Raw genomic sequence first — 21,042 nt, forward strand, 5'->3', positions numbered from 1 at the left:
TGCATGCCGATCGCTACACGTTAAGGGGACAACATGACGCAGTGGTACTACGCCGACGCACAGCGGCAGCGCCAGGGGCCGGTGGACACGGACACGCTTCGCGCGCGCCTGTCGCAGGGCATCATCGACCGTTCCAGCCTGGTCTGGCGCGAAGGTCTGGCGCAGTGGGTGGCACTGCACGAGATCGAGGGCGAGCTGGGCTTGGACAGCGCGGCGGCGGCCGCGGCCCCGGAAGCCGGCGGGCAGATGCCGGCGGATGCGGCAAGCCATGCACCATTGTCGGCTGCGCACCCGGGCCACGACGCGCCGGCGACAGGTTCGCCTACCGCGACCCTGCCGATCGATGACCACGCCAGGGGGACATCGCACTGGCAACCGGCAGCTGCCGATGGCGGCATTGCCGGTGCGGGTGCGGATGCAGGCACCAGCGCCAGCGATGCCGGCGCGGCTGCCGGTGCCGATCACCGCCCGGCAATCGCCTCATTACACCGGCCACACGATCAATCCCCTTCATCAGACACCTCGGCATGGTCCAACACGCCGCTGGCGTCAGATCCAAGCCCGACCACGCCCTCGGGCACCACGTCGCCACCGGGTTACACCGCGGCAGCGGCGACCACGCCACTTCCAGGGGCCTGGGATGCCCCGGCCCTCGCCGCGCCCGCCGCAGACACGGCGCTGCAGGATGCGCCAGTGGTCTACGCCGGGCTCTGGCGGCGCGTGGCCGCCAGCATTCTCGATAGCCTGATCACCACCTTTGCGGTGTACCTGATCGTGATTCCGCTGGTGTTCGTGGTGGCGCTGGTCACCACGCGCGGCGATTCGGGTTCGGCGCTGGACGACGGCAGTGCGCTCGGCATCGCCATCGTGGTGATGTCCTACGGCATCGGCCTGGCCATCCCGACGCTGTATTTCGCCTGGATGCAGTCCAGCCGGCATCAGGCCAGCCTGGGCAAGCTCGCCTGCGGCATCAAGCTGGTGCGCGCCGACAGCAACGGCGGGCGGGTCGGATTCTGGCGCAATGTGCTGCGCTATCTGGCCTACATGCTGATCAGCGTGCTCACCCTGGGCATCGGCGTGATCGTGGCGGCCTTCATGGCCGGCATGACCGCGCGCAAGCAGGCTCCGCACGACAAGGTCTGCGACACCCTGGTGGTGGACCGTTGGGCATTCACTGAGCATCCGGAGCGCCAATCCAGGGGTCTGGATACCGTGTCCATCGTGGTTCTGGCCATTTACGCGGTGATCCTGGTGCTCTCGGTGGTGGCCGTCGCCTTCATGCTGGCGGCGATCGGAATGAGCCAGCGCTAGCAATTCGCGGCGCCGGCCGCTTGACACGGCGGCGTCCGCCGTGATCTTTCTAATAAGAGAACTGAACGCCCGGGAGTCCTTCCCGGGCGTTAACGCGTGGGAAACGGTCGATCTGCTTCCCTCGACCGGCCAATTAGGCCACGCTACCCGCCCCCCGGGCTCCGCCCCAAGAAGTTGCCACCATGCCCAAGCACCTGCTCATCGTCGAATCGCCCGCCAAGGCCAAGACGATCAATAAATACCTCGGCAAGGACTTCACCGTCCTGGCCTCGTATGGGCACGTGCGCGACCTGGTCCCCAAGGAAGGCGCGGTTGATCCGGACAACGGCTTTGCGATGCGTTACGACCTGATCGAGAAGAACGAGAAGCACGTCGAAGCCATTGCGCGTGCCGCCAAGAGTGCCGACGACATCTTTCTGGCGACCGACCCGGACCGCGAGGGCGAGGCGATCAGCTGGCACATCGCCGAGATCCTGAAAGAGCGCGGCCTGCTCAAGGACAAGCCGATGCAGCGGGTGGTGTTCACCGAGATCACCCCGCGCGCGATCAAGGAGGCGATGGCAAAGCCACGCATGATCGCCGGCGACCTGGTGGATGCGCAGCAGGCGCGCCGCGCGCTCGATTACCTGGTCGGCTTCAACCTCTCGCCGGTGCTGTGGCGCAAGGTGCAGCGCGGACTGTCCGCTGGCCGCGTGCAATCGCCGGCGCTGCGCATGATCGTCGAGCGCGAAGAAGAGATCGAAGCCTTTATCCCGCGCGAATACTGGTCCATCGACGCGCACTGTCGGCATCCCTCGCAGGCGTTCAATGCGCGGCTGATCAAGCTGGACGGGCAGAAGTTCGAGCAGTTCACCGTGACCGACGGCGACACCGCCGAGGCGGCGCGCCTGCGCATCCAGCAGGCCGCGCAAGGCGTGCTGCATGTCACCGACGTGGCCAGCAAGGAGCGTAAGCGCCGCCCCGCCCCGCCGTTCACCACCTCCACGCTGCAGCAGGAAGCCTCGCGCAAGCTCGGCTTCACCACCCGCAAGACCATGCAGGTGGCGCAGAAGTTGTACGAAGGCGTGGCACTCGGCGACGAAGGCTCGGTCGGTCTGATCAGCTACATGCGTACCGACTCGGTGAACCTGTCGCAGGACGCGCTGGCGGAAATCCGCGATGTGATCGCGCGCGATTTCGGCACCGCTTCGCTGCCCGACCAGCCCAACGCCTACACCACCAAGTCCAAGAACGCGCAGGAAGCCCACGAAGCGGTGCGCCCGACCTCCGCGCTGCGCACGCCTGCGCAAGTGGCGCGCTTCCTGTCCGAGGACGAGCGCCGCCTGTACGAGCTGATCTGGCGCCGCGCAGTGGCCTGCCAGATGATTCCGGCCACGCTCAATACGGTCAGCGTGGACCTGTCGGCCGGCAGCGAGCACGTGTTCCGCGCCAGCGGCACCACCGTGGTGGTCCCGGGCTTTCTGGCCGTGTACGAAGAAGGCAAGGACACCAAGAGCAGCGAGGACGAAGATGAGGGCCGCAAGCTGCCGCTGATGAAGGCCGGCGACAACGTCCCGCTGGACCGCATCGTCACCGATCAGCACTTCACCCAGCCGCCGCCGCGCTTCACCGAAGCGGCGCTGGTCAAGGCGCTGGAGGAATACGGCATCGGCCGTCCCTCCACCTATGCCTCGATCATCCAGACCCTGCAGTTCCGCAAATACGTCGAGATGGAAGGCCGCAGCTTCCGCCCCACCGACGTCGGCCGGGCGGTGTCCAAGTTCCTGTCCGGGCATTTCACCCGCTACGTCGATTACGACTTCACCGCCAATCTGGAAGACGATCTGGATGCGGTGTCGCGCGGCGAAGCCGAGTGGATCCCGTTGATGGAGAAGTTCTGGGGCCCGTTCAAGGAATTGGTCGAAGATAAGAAAGACTCGCTGGACAAGACCGATGCCGGCAGCGTGCGCGTGCTCGGCACCGACCCGAAAAGCGGCAAGGAAGTCAGCGCGCGCATCGGCCGCTTCGGCCCGATGGTGCAGATCGGCACGGTTGAAGACGAGGACAAGCCCACCTTCGCGTCGCTGCGTCCTGGCCAGAGCATCTATTCGATCTCGCTGGAAGACGCGCTGGAACTGTTCAAGATGCCGCGCCTGCTCGGCCAGGACCAGGACCAGGACGTCAGCGTGGGCATCGGCCGTTTCGGCCCGTTCGCGCGCCGCGGCAGCACCTATGCCTCGCTGAAGAAGGAAGACGACCCCTACACCATCGACCTGGCGCGCGCGGTCTTCCTGATCGAAGAGAAGGAAGAGATCGCACGCAACCGGGTGATCAAGGAATTCGACGGCAGCGACATCCAGGTACTCAACGGACGCTTCGGCCCGTACATCAGCGACGGCAAGCTCAATGGCAAGATCCCCAAGGATCGTGAGCCGGCGTCGTTGACGTTCGAAGAAGTGCAGCAGCTGCTGGCCGACACCGGCAAGCCCGTGCGCAAGGGCTTTGGCGCCAAGAAGGCCACCCTGAAGAAGAATACGGTCAAGGATTCGGCGCCGAAGAAGCCTGCCGTCAAGAAGACCGCGACCAAGACCGCGGCCAGCAAGACCGCTGTCAAGAAGGCGCCGGCCAAGAAGACCGCTGCCAAAACGGCCGCCAAGCGCGTGGTCAAGAAAACCGTGAGCAAGGCCGCAGGCTGAGAGGCGCAGCATGACCGACACACTCGACCTGGATCGCGCCGTCGCCACACTGACGCAGGGCGGCGTGATCGCCTACCCGACCGAAGCGGTGTGGGGACTGGGATGCGACCCGCGCCAGGAGGCGGCCGTACTGCGGCTGCTGGAGATCAAGCGGCGCCCGGTGGAGAAAGGCGTGATCGTGGTGGCGTCGAGTGTGGACCTGCTGCGCGACTGGGTCGACATCGACGCACTGGAGCCGGCACGCCGGCAGGACGTGCTGGCCAGCTGGCCCGGCCCGCACACCTGGATCCTGCCGGTCACCGCTCGGGCGCCGCGATGGGTCACCGGCGAGCATGATGGGCTGGCGGTACGCATCAGCGCGCATCCCGTGGTGGCAGCGCTGTGCGCGGCCTGGGGGGCGCCGCTGGTGTCGACCAGCGCCAACCTGGCCGGCGAGCCGCCGGCGCGCAGCCGTGCCGCCCTGGATCCGGCATTGCTGGCGACAATCGACGGCGTGGTGGATGGCGAGACCGGCGCCCTGGCGCAGCCGACCCAGATCCGCGACGCACGCAGCGGGCAGATCCTGCGCGACTGAGTGCGGCCGAGAAACGGCCGCGCAGCCATGAGGCGCGCGCGGCGGGTCCATTGGTCGTCTATCCCCACGCCGAATGTTCCGGGCCGTCGCCCTTGGCGGCCCTACCTGGCCACTGCCTGGCATTCCGGAAGCAGGCCGCAGCCATCCGGCGCGTTGTCGCCTCGCCCCTGCACAGCGTTCGTTCAGCCGCACCCCCTTTGCGGCGGCCGCACAGACGCGCACACTGCAGCCATGCGTACCGTCCTGACTCTTCTGCTGCTCGCCGCGGCGCTGCCGGCGTCGGCCGCCACCACCGCGAGCAAACCCGACCCGAATGTGCGGGTCTATCGCTGCGTGAGCAGCACCGGCACTGTCGCCCTGCAGGATGCACCCTGCAGCAGCGGTCGCCAGCAGGTGCTGGATCTGCAACGGCCGCAAGACCCGCCGCCGCGTCCAGCGCGCGTGGAGCCGCCGGCACCGGTCGCCGCAGCGCCCACGCATGAGGTCCGCATCGTTACCGTGCAACCGCCACAGCCGATGTACGAGTGCACCACCGAAGACGGCAACCGCTACACAAGCGACAGCCCGGAAGGCAATCCGCGCTGGGTGCCGACCTGGGGGCCCGCCTATGTGGGCAACACCATTGCTCCCCCGGTCCGCGGCGGTGGCGGCATCCAGCGTCCACCGATCTCGGTGAGCCCGCGTCCGGCGATCTCGGTGCAGGGCGGCTCCGGACGAGGAAGCGTCCGCGGCAGCGCAAGCTTCGGCGTAGATAGCTACCAAGGCGGCTATCAGGGCGGTTACAACGGCGGCGGATACGGCGGCACGGTCATCGTGCCGTACGGCAACGTGCAGATCCGCGACGAATGCCACGCCCTGCCCGCACAGGAAGTCTGCGCGCGGCTGGCCGACCGCCGTTGGGAGCTGATCCGCCGCTACAACAGCGCGCTGCAGAGCGAGCGCGAGGATCTCAGCCGCGAACAGCGCGGCATCGAGGCACGCCAGCAACGCGACTGCGGCGGCGCATGAGGCGCTGGCCGTTATTGGGCGCAATGACGCTCAGCATGATGGCGCTCGGTTCGCTGGCCGGCGCGCAGGAAGTGGCCATCTATCGCTGTACCGATCCGACTGGCGCACTGACGGTGCAGAACATGCCGTGCCCGAAGGGCATGCAACAACAGAAGAAGCTGATGACCGCACCGGCGGCGGTGCCATTCGCGCCCGGCGGCGCTACCAACCCAGCGCCCGCACCTGCGATGCCAGCGGCGCAACCACGGGCTGCTGCGCAGGCGGCTGCATCGGCACCCGCTGCACCGGCCACGCCCGCCGCACTGCCAGCACCGACGGTTACCTCGACATCGACCCTTCCACCGCCGCCGCTGTTCGAGTGCACCGCACACGACAACGGACGTTACTTTACCGAAGACCGCGAACCGGCCACGCGCTGCCTGCCGATGCAGACCACCAATCTGGCCGGCGGCCCGGCCACCGGGGGCGGCAGCGCCTGCGAGGTGGTCACCGACCGCTGCGCGCCGGTGCCGGACCAGAGCCTGTGCGAGGCCTGGCGCAAACGCGCCGAGCAGGCCGAATCCACCTGGCGCTTCTCCGATGAAGCGCAGTCGGCCGAACGCAAACAACGCTATGAGCAGATGCGCCGGGTTCTCGACGAGAGCCGTTGCGCCAATCCGGCCGCCACGCCCTGAGCACGCCTGTCGCGCGATGAGCCAACGGGTCTGGACGGTTGGCGGGCAATCGCCATTTGGCTGAAAGACGACGCGCAGCATGGGCGGGTGCATGAACATGGTGCATGAACATGCCGGCTCTGCGTCCATGCGCATCCACTCGGAACCAGGCGGTATGTGTCGCCTGCGCTAGAACCCGTAGCGCAAGAAGCCGCCGTCCACCGCGATGCATTCGCCGGTGATGTAACTGGCAGCCGGCAGACACAAAAAACCCACCGCCGCGGCAACTTCTTCCGGTTCGCCAATGCGACGCATCGGCGTGCGTTCGATGACCTGTTCGTAGTAGTCCGGATCCGACAACGGACCGGAGGTGCGGCGGGTGCGGATGTACCACGGCGCCACCGCGTTGACGCGGATGCCGTCTTCGGCCCACTCCACCGCCAGGTTGCGCGTCATTTGCTGCAACGCCGCCTTGGTCATGCCGTACGGCGCGCCGCTGCGCACATGGGTGATGCCCGAGACGCTGCCGACGTTGACGATGGCCGAGGCTGCGTGTTGCGCCAACAACGGGTGCGCATAACGCGACAGTTCGAATGCGGAAAACACGTTGGTTTCGAAGATGCCGCGCCACTCGTCTTCGGTGTAATCGATCGCGGCGCGGGTCACGTTGCCGCCGGCGTTGTTGATCAGCAGATGCAGGCCGTCGGCGTGGTCTTCCACCCAATCCAGGATCGCGCGGCGCTCTTCATCGTCGGAGACATCGGCGGCCAGCCCGTGCAGTTCGCGCTCGGGAAACTCGTCGGCAAGCTCATCGCGCGCCTGCGCCAGGGCATCGGCATCGCGCGCCACCATCAGCAGGTCGGCACCGAAGCCGAGCAGCTCGCGCGCGATGGCAAGACCAATCCCGGCACTGGCGCCGGTGATGAGGGCGGTCTGTCCATCCAGCCGCCAACGGTGCGTTGTCACGTGGTAATCCTCTTCAAAGCGCAGGAAACGGCCGCTGCAACGCAGTTGACGCGCATGCGTGGCCCGGGCGTTAGAGCGTGTTGTGCACGTTGAGATGAGATGCGTTGGCCGCCAGCGGTGCGGAGCGGGTGCTGCGCGGCGCCGGCTTGGCTGGCGCCAAGGCAAGCCGCGCGGCGCCTGCTCCATGCCGCTGGCGGCCAACCCGCCGGGAAGCGTCCTGTGGCGCACCGATACCGCTTTGCGCGCCTTGTCGCGACGCGCCAGGACGCTTCGCACTCACCTCAACGTACATAACACGCTCTAGGATAACGCCACCCCAAGCGAGGTCACGACGATGAAGATGCATTGGATGCTTGCGGTTGGTCTGGCGTTGTCGCTGGGCGCCTGTCAGCGGCCGCAGCCCGCGCCCACCGATCAGAAGCCCGATCCGCAAGCCACCGCCTTGCGCGGCCACATCCAGCAACCGTTGAACAAGGCGCACGCGGTGCAGGCCGCAACCGACCAGGCGGCCGACGATCAGCGCAAGGCGATCGATGCCGCCACGCAGTAGCAAAACCTCGGCAACCGGTGAACTGGCGCCCTGAAGCGCCTGCAGTTGGTGCCAATCAGCGCACGGATGTGCCAATAGCCACCGGTGAACGCCTGCCAAGGCTGTAACTGCACTCAGCACGACATGCGCGATGCGAGTGGCTGATGGTTGCGCGCTCGACGATTGCTGCGTGGGTCTTGCCGTCTGCTTCGTTCGTTCGGCCGTTCAAACCACCGCATCATCCGCGCGCGCACAACAACGCCGGCACATGGCCGGCGTTGTCGATGCATCAAGTGCGCACTGAGCGCAACGCGTCAGAACCCGCAGAAGCAGTAGGCCAGCGACTTGACCGGCGTGCCGCCTGCCTTGCTGTCGTGCACGGCGCTTTCGACAAAGCGCAGCTGCGTATCCACTTCCGGCAACGAGCGGGCCAGCAGCGCGCGCGCCATGCCCGAGTCGCCCAGCATCCAGGCGCCCATGCGGCTGCCGGCAAACCCGCTCATGAACTGCGAGAACGGCGTGGCCGGCTTTTCCACATAGCGCACGCGGAACTTGCCGCGGCTCAGCTTGGCGCGGTCGGCCGCATCGGCCACCGCTTCGGACATGCCGCCGAACGCGTCCACCAATCCACGCTCCTTGGCCTGCGCGCCGCTCCACACACGGCCACGCGCCACCTTGTCGATCGCCTCCACCGACTGGTGACGCGCCTGCGCCACCTTGCCGGTGAAGTCTGCGTAGCCCTTGTTGATCACTGCCTGGATGACCTGGCCGGCAGCCGGATCCAGCGGACGGGTGATGTCGAACGCACCGGCGAACCGCGTGGTGGCCACGCCGTCGGTGTGCACGCCGATCTTGTCCAGCGCGCGGGTCAGGTTCGGCACCATGCCGAAGATGCCGATGGAGCCGCTGATGGTCGACGGGTCGGCGTAGATGCGATCGGCATTCATGCTGATCCAGTAACCGCCGGACGCGGCCAGATCGCCCATCGACACCACCACCGGCTTGCCGGCCTGCTTGAGCGCAACCACTTCGCGGCGGATCTGCTCGGAGGCGAAGACTTCGCCACCGGGCGAATCCACGCGCAGCACCACCGCCTTCACTTCCTCGTCATCGCGCGCCTGGCGCAGCAGCGCCGCCGTGGACTCGCCACCGATGCGTCCGGCCGGCTGTTCGCCACCGCTGATCTCGCCCGCCGCCACCACCACCGCCACCTGCGGGCGACTGTCCATCGGCGAACGCTGCGCCTGCAGCTGGCTCAGATAATCGTTGAACCCGATATTGCGGAAACCGCTGTCGGCATCGCTGTCGGCCACACCGCGCTTGACCAGCAGCGCATCGACTTCTTCGCGCGTCTTGAGCCCGTCCACCAGCTTCTGTTGCAGCGCGAACTTGGCGAGGTCGCCACCGGCGGCGGCCACGCCTTCGGGCAGCGTGTCGATGCCGGCAGCCAGCTGCGCCGGGCTCAGCTTGCGCGCGGTGCCCACGTCGGCCAGATAGCGCTGCCACACATCGTTCATCCAGAACAAATCCGCTTCCTTGGCATCGGCCGAGGCCGCGTCCAGGATGTACGGCTCGGCTGCAGACTTGTACTCGCCGACGCGGAACAGATGCACGTCCACGCCGAGCTTGTCCTGCAGGCCTTCGCGGAAGTACTGGCGATAGCGGCCAAGGCCTTCCAGCAACACGCTGCCCATCGGGTCCAGATACACCTCGTTGGCCTGTGCGGCGAGCAGGTACTGGCCCTGGCTCATGCTCTCGCTGAAGGCCACGATCTGCTTGCCGGAGGCGCGCAACTTCTGCAATGCGACGGCCACTTCGCGTTGGGAAGCAAATCCGGACGGTTGCAGCTTGTCCAGGTTCAACAGCACGCGCTCGATCTTGCGGTCCTTGCCCGCCGCCTCGATCACGCGCACCAGGTCGCGCAGTTGCACTTCTTCGGCGCTCTTGTCGCCGACCGCCTTGGCCAGCGACCGGCTGACCGGGTCGGCACTGAATTGTTCGACCAGCGTGCCTTCCGGGTTGATCACCAGGGTGGTGCGCTCGGCCAGCGGCTTGGTGCCATCGCCACGCGCCAGCGCCACCACGAACACCAGCAGCAGCAGGAACAGGAAACCGAAGAACACCAGGTTGAAAATCAGGCGCCGGGTGAAATTCATCACATCCCACAGGCCGACGAAGAAGCTGGCGATGGGATTGCGACGCACGGGGTGGTTCATGGAAAGCTCCGTCGAAAGACGCTGCATACAGATCGATGGTGCCCAGCATACCGGCTGCGCAGCGCGCGCGGCATGCGCTGGAAGTCAGGGTGTCACGGTGGCGGTCAGCCGCCGGCTGGTCTGGCGGAAGCGCAGCCCCATCAGGATCGAGGCCACCGTCAGGCCCAGGATCAGGCCCACCCACATGCCCTTCGGTCCCCAGCCCAGCCCCAGGCCGAGCCCGGCGCCGATCGGCATGCCCACGCCCCAGTACGAAAACATCGCCAGGAACATCGGCACGCGGGTGTCCTTGAGCCCGCGCAGCGCGCCGGCCGACAGCACCTGGATGCCGTCGGGAAACTGGAACGTGGCGGCAAACAGCAGCAACACCGACGCCAGCGCGGCCACGGCCACGTCGTCGGTATAGACGCCGACGATGGCATCGTGGCCCAGCAACAGTGCGCTGGCCGACAGCGCTTGGGTGCCCAGCACGATCGCATAGCCGGCCCAGGCCGCGCGCCGCATCGCCAGCGGGTCGCCGCGGCCCACTGCGTGGCCCACGCGCACGGTGGTGGCCTCGGCCACGCCCATCGGGATCATGAAACACAACTGCGCGACGTTGATCGCGATCTGGTGCGCGGCCGCTTCGGTGGAGCCCAGCCGGCCGATCAACAACGCAGTGACGATGAACAACCCGCCTTCCATCAACACGGTGATGCCGATCGGCAAGCCGGTGCGTAGCAACTCGCCGATGGCGCGCCAGCGCGGTCCTTCCAGGTGGGCGAACAAGTGCAGATGCGCAAACCGCCGTGCGCGCCACAGATACAGCGCAAACACGCTCGCCTGCACCCACATGGTGATGGCCGAGGCGATGCCCAGCCCTTCGGCACCGTGCTCGGCGAAGCCGAACTTGCCATAGGTCAGCGCATAGCCCACCGGTGCCAGCACCAGCAGGCCGCCAAAACCCAGCAGCATGGTCGGCAGCGTCCAGTGCATGCCCTCGCTGAGATAGCGCATGCAGAAGTAGAAGGTCAGCGCCGGCACGCCCCAGCGCACCGCGTGCAGGAACGCGGTCGCGCCGGGCACGATGTCCGCTGCAATCCCGAAGGTGGGCAGCAACGGCGGCACCACGCTCAGGAACACGAACATCAGCGCACTCAGCCCCAGCGACAGCCACAGCGCCTGCCGGAACAGCGGCCCGATCTCGCGCTCGCGGCCGGCGCCAAGCAATTGCGAGACCGAGGCAGTCAACGAGATCAAGGTGCCGATCGGCACCAGCATCGGCAGCCACAGCAGCGAGGTGCCGATGGTGACTGCAGCCAGCGTGGCGGTGCCGTGGTGGCCGGCGATGACGTTGTCGACAAAACCGATCAGGCCGGTGGAAACGTGGCCGAGCACCAGCGGCAACGCAAGCAGGCCGGTGGTGCGCACTTCCGAGGCGAAGCCTGGCGTCGCGGACGGGGGTGCAGAAGAAACAGACATGACAACCGATCGCTGCGCGGACTACGGCCGTGCCGGGAGGCGCTGGCACCGGGTCGCGCGGGCCGGCTATCTTACGCCTACTTTCCGACTGCGGCCTTGCCGCGCAGCTGGGTAGAGCCCGCTGCGCGACTGCGCGCGCGGGCAAAACGCGAAGGCTGCTGCAACCGGGCCGGCGCGGGAGACCGTTGTACGCGTGCGCCAACGCCGTTCTTTCGGGATCAGGTCGACGGCAACGCGCCTTCCCCGACTCGCCAACCGGACCTGGCTCATGTCACTGCATTCGACCGCGCACCCTCCCACAGCCTGCGAAAATTGTGCCACTGCCTTGCAGGGGGCGTACTGCCACGCCTGCGGGCAAAGCGCGCACAACCCGGTGCGCAGCGTCGCCCATGCGGTGGAAGAAGTGTTCGAGTCGTTCTGGCATCTGGATGGGCGTATTTTCCGCACCCTGCGCGACCTGCTGGTGCCCGGACGCGTGGCCCAACGCTTCCTGGGCGGCCAACGCGTGCGGTACGTGGCGCCGATGCGGCTGTTCCTGGTACTGAGCCTGTTGACGTTCTTCATCGCGCGCATCGCCGTGCATGCGTCCGCCGCAGACAGCGATATCGCCGCCGCGCCCGGCACCAGCCAGACCACGGTTCCCAAGGATTTCGCACAGGCACGCACGCCGGCGCAGGTGGAAGCGGTACACAGGCAGTTGGTCGACGCGCTGACGCAGACGCGCGCGGCCGTGCCGAGCGGCATCGCACGCGAGCGCGTGGACGCCGGCATCGCGCGTGCCAATGCGCAAGCGCAACGTCGTCTGACGCAGCTGCAGGCCGACGCGCGTCCGACCAGCGCCGTGCCCACCGCAGAGGCAGACAGCGATAGCACGTTCTTTTCGGTCATGGGCAAGCCGTGGGACCCGGTGAGCAACCCACTGCACTATGCGGCACTACCGCAGTTCGCCAACCGCTGGATCAATACCCAACTTCGCCATATCCGCGACAACCTGCCGCGACTGCGCAGCGACCCGCAACTGCTCTACAACGCATTCTTCGCAGCGGTGCCGTCTGCATTGCTGGTGCTGGTGCCGCTGTTTGCACTGCTGTTGCGGGTGTTCTACGTGCGCAGCGGGCAGGTGTATCTGGAGCATCTGGTGGTGGCACTGTATAGCCACGCCTTCCTGTGCCTGAACCTGCTCACGCAACTGCTGTTGTCGCTGCTCAGCGATGCGCTGGCGCACGTCGCCAGCCCGATCACCTGGAGTATCGGAGTCGCGCAGTTCGGGCTGACGCTCTGGATGCCGGTGTATCTGCTGTGGATGCAGCGGCGTGTGTACGCGCAGTCCTGGCTGGTCACCGTGCTCAAGTACATCGGTCTGAGCGGGGTGTATCTGGTGTTGGTGACGGTGGCCGCTGCGCTGTTGATGGTGGCCAGTCTGGCGCGTCTTTGACGCGCTGACTGCGCAGACGGTTGCGCTCAGACAGCCGCATTGCAGCGCGACGCAGCGATGCCGGGCCTGGGTGCGGCGCGTCTGAAGCGGCGCTATGGGGCAGGCACCGCTAGAACGGATATGACCGGCGCAACACTGAAAGGCATTGCGCGCGCCGACGGCACGCGAGCGATCAACGCGCCAGTTGGCGCTTCAACCAGATGCTGCGCGTGGCCGGCGCTTCGGCCAGGAAGGCCTCGCGCAGGCTGTCGCGCTCCTGGGGCGGGGTGCGCTGTGCCAGCACCGCCAGTTGCTCCAGCTGGCCGGCGTCCAGGCTGCGCAGCGCGGCCAGCATGGCCTCGCGCTGGGCGGGCTGCACGTAGCCGATCAACGGCTGCAACTGGGCATAGAACGCCCCCACCTGCGAGCCCAGGCGCCAGCCGTCGCGATGCAGGCGATCCATCGCGCCGAACTGGGTGCGCAGCGCGCGTTGCTGATCCTCCGGCAAGGCCTGCAGCCGCTCGCGTGCCTGGCGCAACACCACGCGGTCTGTGGCCGTCAGCCCCTTCCAGGCGGCATAGCGGGCACGCAGCTCGGCTTGCTGCGCAGGCGTCATCGCTGCCCAGCGTGCGCGTTGCTGCGCGGCGCTCGGCGATGTACTCGGCACTGCGGCAGCGGAAGTGGACGCGGCCGGCGCAGCGGCCGATTCTTCCAGCGGCGTCGGCAAGCGCTGCGCGCCGGCGACGCCGGCAAACGCGCAGAGCAGCAGGCCGCACCAGTCAGTTGGTTTCATCATCGACCGTCTCCAAAGCGGCGGAAGGTTGCTCGGCTGCGGTGGCATGCGCACCGGATTCATCAACCGGCACCGGGTGGCCGGCGGCATACCAGGCATAGAAGTCCGCAGCGCGGGCCAGCTCCAGATCCGGGTCGGCCAGCATCGCCTGGTCGCGCGGATCCAGGCCCGGCGTGGCCACGGCATCCGGCAGGTCGGCCGCCGGGAGTTCCTCCACCAGTACCGGCGCCGCGTCGGTCACGTGCAGCACGCCGGCAGGCGCCTGGGAGACAGGCTCGGGAGGAAGCGCGGGCCGGCGGTGGGCCCACCACCAGCCCAACACCGCCAGCAGCAGTGCCACCGCCAGCACGCCCAGCGCCATGCCGGCGTGGCGGCGCTCCAGCTGCGGCCACCGCCATTGCCGTCGGGCCCGGGCAGCGGCAGGACGGCGCGGCGCCGGTGCCGGCTCGGACGGCGCGGCAGCGAGCGGCATTCCGGCCAGGGCCGAATCGCGGAGCTGGCTCAGCCGGGTCAACTGGGCCGGGCTCAGGTCGCGCAGTTCCACTTGCGCCGCTTCTGCCAGGGCCCGCCAGGCCTGGGCATCCGGATTGCCGGCGGCATCGCGCGGGCAGGCACGCGCCAGCGACTGCCGGTAGTCCGCCGCTTCGACGCCTTGCACCTCGCTGGCCACGCCTTCTTCCAGCCCGGCCACGATCCGCAGCAGCAGCGCCAGGCGGTCGGCAGTCTGCATCCGGCCCAAGACAGTGAATGGGGGCAGCCACGTGCCCGGCATCGGCTCGCGCCGCAGCGGGGGCGCGGTGGCCAGCAGGCTCCAGAAGCGCATCGGCCAGCCTGCCATCGGCCGACCTGCCGCCTGGCTGCTGAAGGCGCGCAAGGCCGCTGCGAGGGCGCGCTCGGCGGCGGCCACGTCGCCGCATTGCAATTGTGCGAGCACCAGACCCCGGCGTTCGACACCGCGCAAGAAGGCAGATAGCGCGGCAGGGGTCACGGGGGCGTCGGGGACTACGGTCATGAGAACTCCAGCATCGGCCGGCATGATACCGACGCGATTGGCCCCCGCCGACGGCTTGACAGATCGGCCCGGCCCCGCTCCGCCTTCACACCGGCCGTGCCTGCCGCCGCGGCGGGTTGTGCACAGCGGCAGACATACCGATACGCAAGCGTCTGTCAACTGTTGTTTTTTCTTTGTTGCATTCGTGTTTCACGCCTAAGTGATTGAAATTTATTGACTTATGCATGTTGGCTAAAAAATGTCCAAGAGGTTGCAGAGGCTAGTGAATCCATCGTCACAGCGTGGAGCACGACACTAATTCACAGGTTTATCCACAGCCAGTGTGGATAAACCCGTTTCCTTAACCCTCACATAGGTTTACGTCGTATTTATCACTTCCGTCACAGAACCGCGGCCGCTGGCTCGGGTTGGATTCGGGCCGATTTGGGGGCGGCCGCCGGCCTCTGGACAGGGTCGGTAGACTGGTCGGATGACTTCGACCGTCGCCACCCTGCGCGTCGCCTTGCCGGTGCCGCTGCCCCAATTGTTCGACTATCTGCCTCCGACCGATGCGCCGTTGACGGACCCGGCGCGGGTCGGCTGCCGGGTGCGGGTGCCGTTCGGGCCGCGCGAGTTGGTCGGGGTGGTGGTGGAGATCGGGCAACTGCCCGCGGCCGACGGCTTGCGCCCGGCACTGGCGTGGTGCGACCAGGCCCCGCTGCTGGTGGATGAACTGGCCCGCTCGCTGCACTGGCTGGCCCGCTACACCCACGCTCCGCTCGGCGAGGCCCAGACCAGCGCCCTGCCCGGCCCGCTGCGCCGCGGCGAACCGCTGGCCGACACCCACGCCTGGGCCTGGCAGCTGACCGAAGCCGGCCACAGCGGTGCCGCCAGCCTGCGCGCGGGCAGCCGTCCCGCCCTGTTGGCGACCCTGCTGCTCACCGGCGCAGTGGGCGAAGAGCAACTGGATCCACTACTGCCGCAGTGGCGGCAGGCAGCGCGCAGCCTGGCCAAACGCCACTACGCCGAGCGCGTGGCGGTGCCGGCCGACAGCATCCCGCCCCGTCCCGGCAGCGGCCCGCCGCTCAACGACGAACAGCAGGCCGCCGCCACCGCGATCCGCGCGCACAGTGGCTTTGCCACCTACCTGCTCGACGGCGTCACCGGCAGCGGCAAGACCGAGGTCTACCTGCAGGCCATCGCCGACTGCCTGGCCGCCGGCAAGCAGGCGTTGGTACTGGTACCGGAGATCGGCCTGACCCCGCAGACCCTGGGCCGCTTCCGTACCCGCCTGGGCGTGCCGGTGCACGCACTGCACTCGGGTCTGTCCGACGGCGAACGCGCGCGGGTATGGGCGGCGGCCTGGCGTGGCGAGGCAAAGCTGATCGTCGGCACCCGCTCGGCGGTGTTCACCCCGCTGCCCAACGCCGGGCTGATCGTGATCGACGAAGAACACGACGGCAGCTACAAGCAGCAGGACGGCATCCGCTATCACGCGCGCGATTTCGCCTTGGTACGCGGCAAGGCGCTGGATGTGCCGGTGATACTGGGCAGTGCAACGCCATCGCTGGAAAGCCTGCACAACGCCTATTCCGGCCGCTACCAGCATCTGCGCCTGTCGCGGCGCGCCGGCGAAGCGCGCCCGCCGCGCGTACGCGTGCTCGACGTGCGCAAGCGCCCGCTCAAGGACGGCCTGTCGCCCGAGGTGCTGGCCGGTATCGGCGCCACCCTGGCGCGCGGCGAACAGGTCCTGGTGTTCAAGAACCGCCGCGGCTATGCACCGGTGCTGCTGTGCCACGACTGCGGCTGGACCGCGGCCTGCCAGCGCTGCAGCACGCCGCTGCACCAGACCCCGATGACCGTGCATGCCGGCGGCCGCCGTCTTCAGTGCCACCATTGCGGCGCGCGCCAACCTGCACCGCTGGCCTGCCCGGCCTGCGCCAGCCTGGCGCTGCAGCCGCAGGGCATCGGCACCGAGCGACTGGAAGAACGCCTGACCGAGGCGTTTCCGGACGTCCCGGTGGTGCGCATCGACCGCAGCACCACCCAGCGTCGCGACGCACTGGAGACCCAGCTGGCGCGCCTGGGCAGCGAGGCCGGCATCCTGGTGGGCACGCAGATCCTGGCCAAGGGCCACGACCTGCCACGGCTGACTATGGTGGTGGTGGTCGGCATCGACGAAGGCCTGTTCTCGGCCGACTTCCGCGCCGCCGAAAAACTGGCCCAGCAGTTGATCCAGGTAGCCGGACGCGCCGGGCGTGCCGACCGGCCGGGCGAAGTCTGGTTGCAGACCCATCACCCCGAACACCCGTTGCTGCAGACCCTGGTCAATGGCGGCTACCACGCCTTCGCCGACGCCGAACTGCAGCAGCGCGAAGCGGCCGGATTCCCTCCCTTCGCGCACCTGGCCTTGTTCCGTGCCGAAGCCAAGGATGTGGCCGCAGCCAATCAATTCCTGCTGGCGGTGCGCGGTTTGACCAGCGCCGACCCCGGCACGCAATCGCCGGCGTTTGCCGCGGTGGAATGCTACGGCCCGATGCCGGCACCGATGCCGCGCCGCGCCGGTTTCCAGCGCACGCAGTTGCTGTTGTCGGCGCAACAACGCGCGGCATTGCATCGCCTGCTCGACACCCAACTGCCGGCCATCTATGCGCTACCGCAAGCCCGCCGTGTACGCTGGTCGCTGGATGTGGACCCGATCGACTTGTATTAGCGCACGGCGTCTCGACCATGGAGCAGAAGCCAGACCCACGTCTTGCGCGCTGTGCCCAGGTCATTGAGCGCACGTGGCGTGATCCTTGGTAGCAGCGCACACGGGCGCGATGTGGCATGACGGGAATGCCCTCGCGCCCGGGTGCGCTCCTACGACACTGCAGGCTACCTGCCTGCGTGATGTACAAGGCCCACTTGCTTGCAGCACGTGCCGGGTCGGCAGCTCAGGCGGTGCCTGTCATGAATCGCATTGACTCAGCGTCGGCGCGACACTCAGGTCAGCGCGGTCATTACCGCGCGCCGGTATGCCGGCCGCGCACGCAGGCGCGCATACCACGCCTGCAGATGCGGCAATTCCGGTCGCTCGATCGGCATTTCGAACCACGCGTAGATGAAGCTGCCCAGCGGAATATCGCCCATCGCGAACTGCTCGCCGGACAGGTACGGCTGTTGCGCCAATGCCGCATCGGCACGTGCGAGCAACTCGCCCGAGTGGGTCAACGCCGCAGCGATGCGTGCGTGATCGCGCTCGGCCTCAGGCGTGCGCAAAACGCCCCAGAACAGGTCGCGAAACACTCCAGCGAAAGTGGAAGTGGTCCAATCCATCCAGCGATCGCCCAGCGCGCGCTCGGCCGGCGCATGCGGATACAACGCCGGCGCATATTGCGCGGCCAGATAGCGCACGATCGCGTTGGATTCCCACAGCACCAGCGCGCCATCCTGCAGTGTCGGCACCAGCCCGTTCGGGTTCAGCGCGCGATATTCCGGCGTGGTGTTGCCCCCGAACGCGCCGCCCACTTCGATCGAGGCGTAGGCCACGCCGGCTTCTTCGGCGCACCACAGCACCTTGCGTACATTGCTGGAATTGCGACGCCCCCACAGCGTGATCGTCGGCGGTGTGTGGTCGCTGGCTGCATGCGTCATCGTCATTTCCCCGGAGCAGGTTTGGCGGGCGCGCGCGCCGCGCGCTTGTTGGCCGGTGACGGCGCCGCTGCGGCAGGCACTGCGGCAGGCACTGCGGTTTTCGCGCCGCTGCCGCCACCCTTGGGCGCGTCGCGCACCCACAACGCCTGTTCGTCCTGCCTGATCTCGAACAAGCCGATCGCGCGTACCAGATCGCTGAGTTTGCGATAGCCATAGTTGCGTGGATCGAACGAGGCCTGGTTGGCCACCTGCTTGCCGACCGCACTCAGCAGCGCCCAACCATCGTCTTCGCAGGCGCTGACGATCGCATTGCGTAGCATTTGGACCAGACGCGTATCGCTGCGTAATGCGGTGGCGTCCTTGCGACCGGCAGCCGTTTCGCTGGCCGCTGCAGCCTGTTGCCCGAGCGCCTCGACATAGGTGAACTTGGAGCACGCATTGACGAATGGCGCCGGTGTCTTCTTCTCGCCGAAGCCGTAGACCTTCATGCCGTCGGTCAGCAGCCGCATCACCAGCGGCGTGAAATCGGCATCGCTGGAGACGATCGCAAATCCATCCAGATTGCGCGCGTACAACAGGTCCATCGCATCGATCACCATCGCCATGTCCGAGGCGTTCTTGCCGGAACTGTAGGCAAATTGCTGGATCGGCCGGATCGCGTAGTCGTGCAATGCCGCCTCCCAACCTTTCAAGTGCGGGCTCTTCCAGTTGCCGTAGGCGCGGCGCACGTTGGCCACGCCGTAGCGCGCCACTTCGGCCAGCACCACATCGATCTTTCCGGCCGGCGCATTGTCCGCATCGATCAGCAGCGCGATGCGTTTGTCAGGGTTGTCGATCATGCTCATTGCTCCAGGGAGTTCGCAGATTCGGTCTTGAAGTCGGTGTCGGTGTCGGTGTCCATCTCACTCTCCTCCACGTCGGTCTCGGCCGGCAATGTGTACTCGGTACCATCGCGCAGCGTGAGCACGCCCGTACTCAGGATCTCGCGTTCGGCACCGTCGCTGACCCAGGTGGCATGCACGCGCCCGGTGCCGCGATCGCCTTGCACATCGAACACGAACTCGTCGCTCCCCGGTGCCAGACTGGTGCGATACAGATCCACCCGCATGTCGCGGATCTGCCCGATATGTTCCTGCACCACGGCATCGGCCTGTAGCGCACTGCGCGCCTGATCGGCAAACAACGACCAACCGGTCGACATCAGCCAGATGAGCGCGCCAAACACCAGCATCGCCATCAGCACCACGCACGTCGCCACGCCAATCAGCCCGATCGCCACACTACTGAGCGACTTTGGGGCGACAGCTGCCGGCGACGGTGCAGCAGGTTGCACAGACGACAACGGCGGCAACGGCGGCGGGAGCGAGGACATGGGCTGGCCGGAAGCGGGAGATGCGACATGATGCCGCAGGCGGGCCGCGCTCACGCGGCATGTTCATTGCCGATGCGGCATCCTGATGGGCCCGCGTCGCACTCCATCGGACCTCACGATGACCTCTCCCCCCTCCCAAGCTCCGCTGCATCTGGTTGTGGTCGGCGGCGGATTCGCCGGCTTATGGGCGACCCGCGCGCTCGACGACCCCGGCATCCGCATCACCCTGGTCGACCGCCAGAACCACCACCTGTTCCAGCCGCTGCTGTACCAGGTGGCCACCGCCGGTTTGTCGGCACCGGACATCGCCGCGCCGCTCCGGCACATCCTGCGCGAGCAACGCAATGTCGAAGTACTGCTCGGCGATGTCACCGATATCGCACCAGACCGCCGCGAGGTGGTGTTGGCCGATGGCAGCACGCTCGGCTACGACATGCTGCTGCTGGCCACCGGCGCCACCCATGCCTATTTCGGTAACGACCAATGGGCCGAACACGCCCCCGGCCTGAAAACGCTGTACGACGCGCTGGTGCTGCGGCGCAAGCTGCTGCTGGCCTTCGAACGCGCAGAAGCCGAATCCGACCCCGCCGCACGCGCCGCCTGGCTGAGCTTTGCCGTGGTCGGCGGCGGGCCCACCGGCGTCGAACTGGCCGGCACCCTGGCCGAAATCGCCCGCCACACGCTCAAGAACGAGTTCCGCCACATCGACCCGCGGCAGGCGCGCGTGCGCCTGGTCGAAGCCGGTCCGCGCGTGCTGCCCTCGTTTCCGGAAGATCTCACTGCCAAGGCGCGCAAGCAGCTGGAACGTCTGGGCGTGGAGGTGCACACCGGAACTCCGGTCACGCAGATCGATGCCTTGGGCTACCAGCTCGGCGACACCTTCGTGCCGGCACGCACCGTGGTGTGGGCCGCCGGCGTGGCCGCCTCGCCGCTGGCGCGTACGCTGGGCGTGCCGCTGGATCGCGCCGGCCGCGTGCTGGTCGAGGCCGACCTCAGCGTACCGGGCCACCCGGACATCTTCGTCGGCGGCGATCTGGCCTCGGTGCAGCAGGACGGCCGCCCGGTGCCGGGCGTGGCGCCGGCCGCCAAGCAGATGGGCAAGCACATCGCCAAGGCGATCCGGGCGCGGCAGCGCGGCCAGACCGCACCGGCGTTTCGCTACCAGGACTACGGCAACCTGGCCACGATCGGCCGCATGGCCGCCATCGTGCATGTGGGCAAGCTCAAGTTGTCCGGCATCGTCGCCTGGTGGTTCTGGCTGGCTGCGCACGTGTACTTTCTAATCGGCTTCCGCAACCGGTTCGTGGTGCTGGTGAACTGGGCGATGGCGTACTGGAGCTACCAGCGCGCCGCACGCATCATCTTCGGCGGCGCCGCCGACGACCCGCCGCCCAGCAGCAAGGACGGGTGATAGCGGCCCAGGCCGTGCGATGCTGTGCGGCC

General features: G+C 67.6%; 17 protein-coding genes. 9 read left to right on the plus strand and 8 right to left on the minus strand.

Features of this window, described 5'->3' with window-relative positions:
* Positions 1-33: 33 nt before the first annotated feature.
* The 5 genes from HLH45_RS02065 to HLH45_RS02085 all read left to right on the plus strand — a co-directional run bounded on the left by HLH45_RS02065 (position 34) and on the right by HLH45_RS02085 (position 6,242).
* Positions 34-1,311: an RDD family protein gene (locus tag HLH45_RS02065; protein WP_008572031.1), complete on the plus strand. Its 1,278-nt coding sequence runs from the start codon at positions 34-36 to the stop codon at positions 1,309-1,311.
* A gap of 182 nt (positions 1,312-1,493) precedes the next feature.
* Positions 1,494-3,986 carry a DNA topoisomerase I gene (locus tag HLH45_RS02070; RefSeq protein ID WP_011348788.1) on the plus strand — a complete coding sequence of 831 codons (2,493 nt, stop codon included), beginning with the start codon at positions 1,494-1,496 and terminating at the stop codon, positions 3,984-3,986.
* Positions 3,987-3,996: 10 nt separating this feature from the next.
* The gene (locus HLH45_RS02075) at positions 3,997-4,560 is read left to right on the plus strand and encodes an L-threonylcarbamoyladenylate synthase type 1 TsaC (protein ID WP_008572029.1); all 564 of its coding nucleotides are present in this window, start codon (positions 3,997-3,999) and stop codon (positions 4,558-4,560) included.
* 231 nt (positions 4,561-4,791) lie between these two features.
* A complete protein-coding gene (locus HLH45_RS02080) occupies positions 4,792-5,568 on the plus strand; it encodes a hypothetical protein (RefSeq protein WP_008572028.1) in 777 nt (258 codons plus the stop codon).
* Positions 5,569-5,591: 23 nt separating this feature from the next.
* Positions 5,592-6,242: a DUF4124 domain-containing protein gene (locus HLH45_RS02085; protein ID WP_171309830.1), complete on the plus strand. Its 651-nt coding sequence runs from the start codon at positions 5,592-5,594 to the stop codon at positions 6,240-6,242.
* Positions 6,243-6,410: 168 nt separating this feature from the next.
* On the opposite strand, the gene HLH45_RS02090 is transcribed toward HLH45_RS02085, so the two are convergent.
* Entirely contained in the window at positions 6,411-7,187 is a 777-nt protein-coding gene (locus HLH45_RS02090) for an SDR family oxidoreductase (RefSeq protein WP_005911403.1), read from the minus strand.
* A 334-nt stretch (positions 7,188-7,521) separates the two neighbouring features.
* On the opposite strand from HLH45_RS02090, the gene HLH45_RS02095 reads away from it, so the two are divergent.
* Complete coding sequence (locus HLH45_RS02095) at positions 7,522-7,737, plus strand: hypothetical protein (RefSeq protein WP_008572026.1); 216 nt, start codon at positions 7,522-7,524, stop codon at positions 7,735-7,737.
* Positions 7,738-8,030: 293 nt separating this feature from the next.
* Here the strand turns inward: HLH45_RS02095 and sppA are convergent, their stop codons facing one another.
* The gene (sppA, locus tag HLH45_RS02100; RefSeq protein WP_014091225.1) at positions 8,031-9,932 is read right to left on the minus strand and encodes a signal peptide peptidase SppA; all 1,902 of its coding nucleotides are present in this window, start codon (positions 9,930-9,932) and stop codon (positions 8,031-8,033) included.
* Positions 9,933-10,016: 84 nt separating this feature from the next.
* Positions 10,017-11,393, minus strand: a complete 1,377-nt coding sequence (locus tag HLH45_RS02105; RefSeq protein ID WP_029820482.1) for an MATE family efflux transporter — start codon at positions 11,391-11,393, stop codon at positions 10,017-10,019.
* Between the two features lie 268 nt (positions 11,394-11,661).
* Here HLH45_RS02105 and HLH45_RS02110 point away from each other — a divergent pair, with 268 nt between their 5' ends.
* A complete protein-coding gene (locus HLH45_RS02110) occupies positions 11,662-12,828 on the plus strand; it encodes a DUF3667 domain-containing protein (protein ID WP_216598747.1) in 1,167 nt (388 codons plus the stop codon).
* 172 nt (positions 12,829-13,000) lie between these two features.
* Here the strand turns inward: HLH45_RS02110 and HLH45_RS02115 are convergent, their stop codons facing one another.
* Positions 13,001-13,603 carry a DUF3106 domain-containing protein gene (locus tag HLH45_RS02115; RefSeq protein ID WP_033478607.1) on the minus strand — a complete coding sequence of 201 codons (603 nt, stop codon included), beginning with the start codon at positions 13,601-13,603 and terminating at the stop codon, positions 13,001-13,003.
* Complete coding sequence (locus tag HLH45_RS02120) at positions 13,587-14,612, minus strand: hypothetical protein (RefSeq protein ID WP_046932120.1); 1,026 nt, start codon at positions 14,610-14,612, stop codon at positions 13,587-13,589. The genes HLH45_RS02115 and HLH45_RS02120 overlap by 17 nt, the downstream gene beginning before the upstream one ends.
* Before the next feature lie 469 nt (positions 14,613-15,081).
* On the opposite strand from HLH45_RS02120, the gene HLH45_RS02125 reads away from it, so the two are divergent.
* The gene (locus tag HLH45_RS02125; protein ID WP_008577170.1) at positions 15,082-17,304 is read left to right on the plus strand and encodes a primosomal protein N'; all 2,223 of its coding nucleotides are present in this window, start codon (positions 15,082-15,084) and stop codon (positions 17,302-17,304) included.
* Between the two features lie 272 nt (positions 17,305-17,576).
* Here HLH45_RS02125 and HLH45_RS02130 read toward each other — a convergent pair whose 3' ends face one another.
* Genes HLH45_RS02130 through HLH45_RS02140 form a run of 3 tightly spaced genes read right to left on the minus strand, consistent with a single transcriptional unit; the run spans position 17,577 to position 19,599 of the window.
* Entirely contained in the window at positions 17,577-18,233 is a 657-nt protein-coding gene (locus tag HLH45_RS02130) for a glutathione S-transferase family protein (protein WP_008577169.1), read from the minus strand.
* On the minus strand, positions 18,230-19,072 hold the full coding sequence (locus tag HLH45_RS02135; RefSeq protein WP_008577168.1) for an NYN domain-containing protein: 843 nt from the start codon (positions 19,070-19,072) through the stop codon (positions 18,230-18,232). Before HLH45_RS02135 ends, HLH45_RS02130 begins: the two co-directional genes overlap by 4 nt.
* On the minus strand, positions 19,069-19,599 hold the full coding sequence (locus HLH45_RS02140; protein ID WP_029820488.1) for a hypothetical protein: 531 nt from the start codon (positions 19,597-19,599) through the stop codon (positions 19,069-19,071). Before HLH45_RS02140 ends, HLH45_RS02135 begins: the two co-directional genes overlap by 4 nt.
* 118 nt (positions 19,600-19,717) lie before the next feature.
* Between HLH45_RS02140 and HLH45_RS02145 the strand changes: the two genes are divergently transcribed.
* Positions 19,718-21,010: an NAD(P)/FAD-dependent oxidoreductase gene (locus HLH45_RS02145; RefSeq protein ID WP_008577165.1), complete on the plus strand. Its 1,293-nt coding sequence runs from the start codon at positions 19,718-19,720 to the stop codon at positions 21,008-21,010.
* Positions 21,011-21,042 lie beyond the last annotated feature (32 nt).

It is taken from the genome of Xanthomonas euvesicatoria (genome assembly GCF_013112235.1).
In the GTDB taxonomy this organism is placed as follows: domain Bacteria; phylum Pseudomonadota; class Gammaproteobacteria; order Xanthomonadales; family Xanthomonadaceae; genus Xanthomonas; species Xanthomonas euvesicatoria.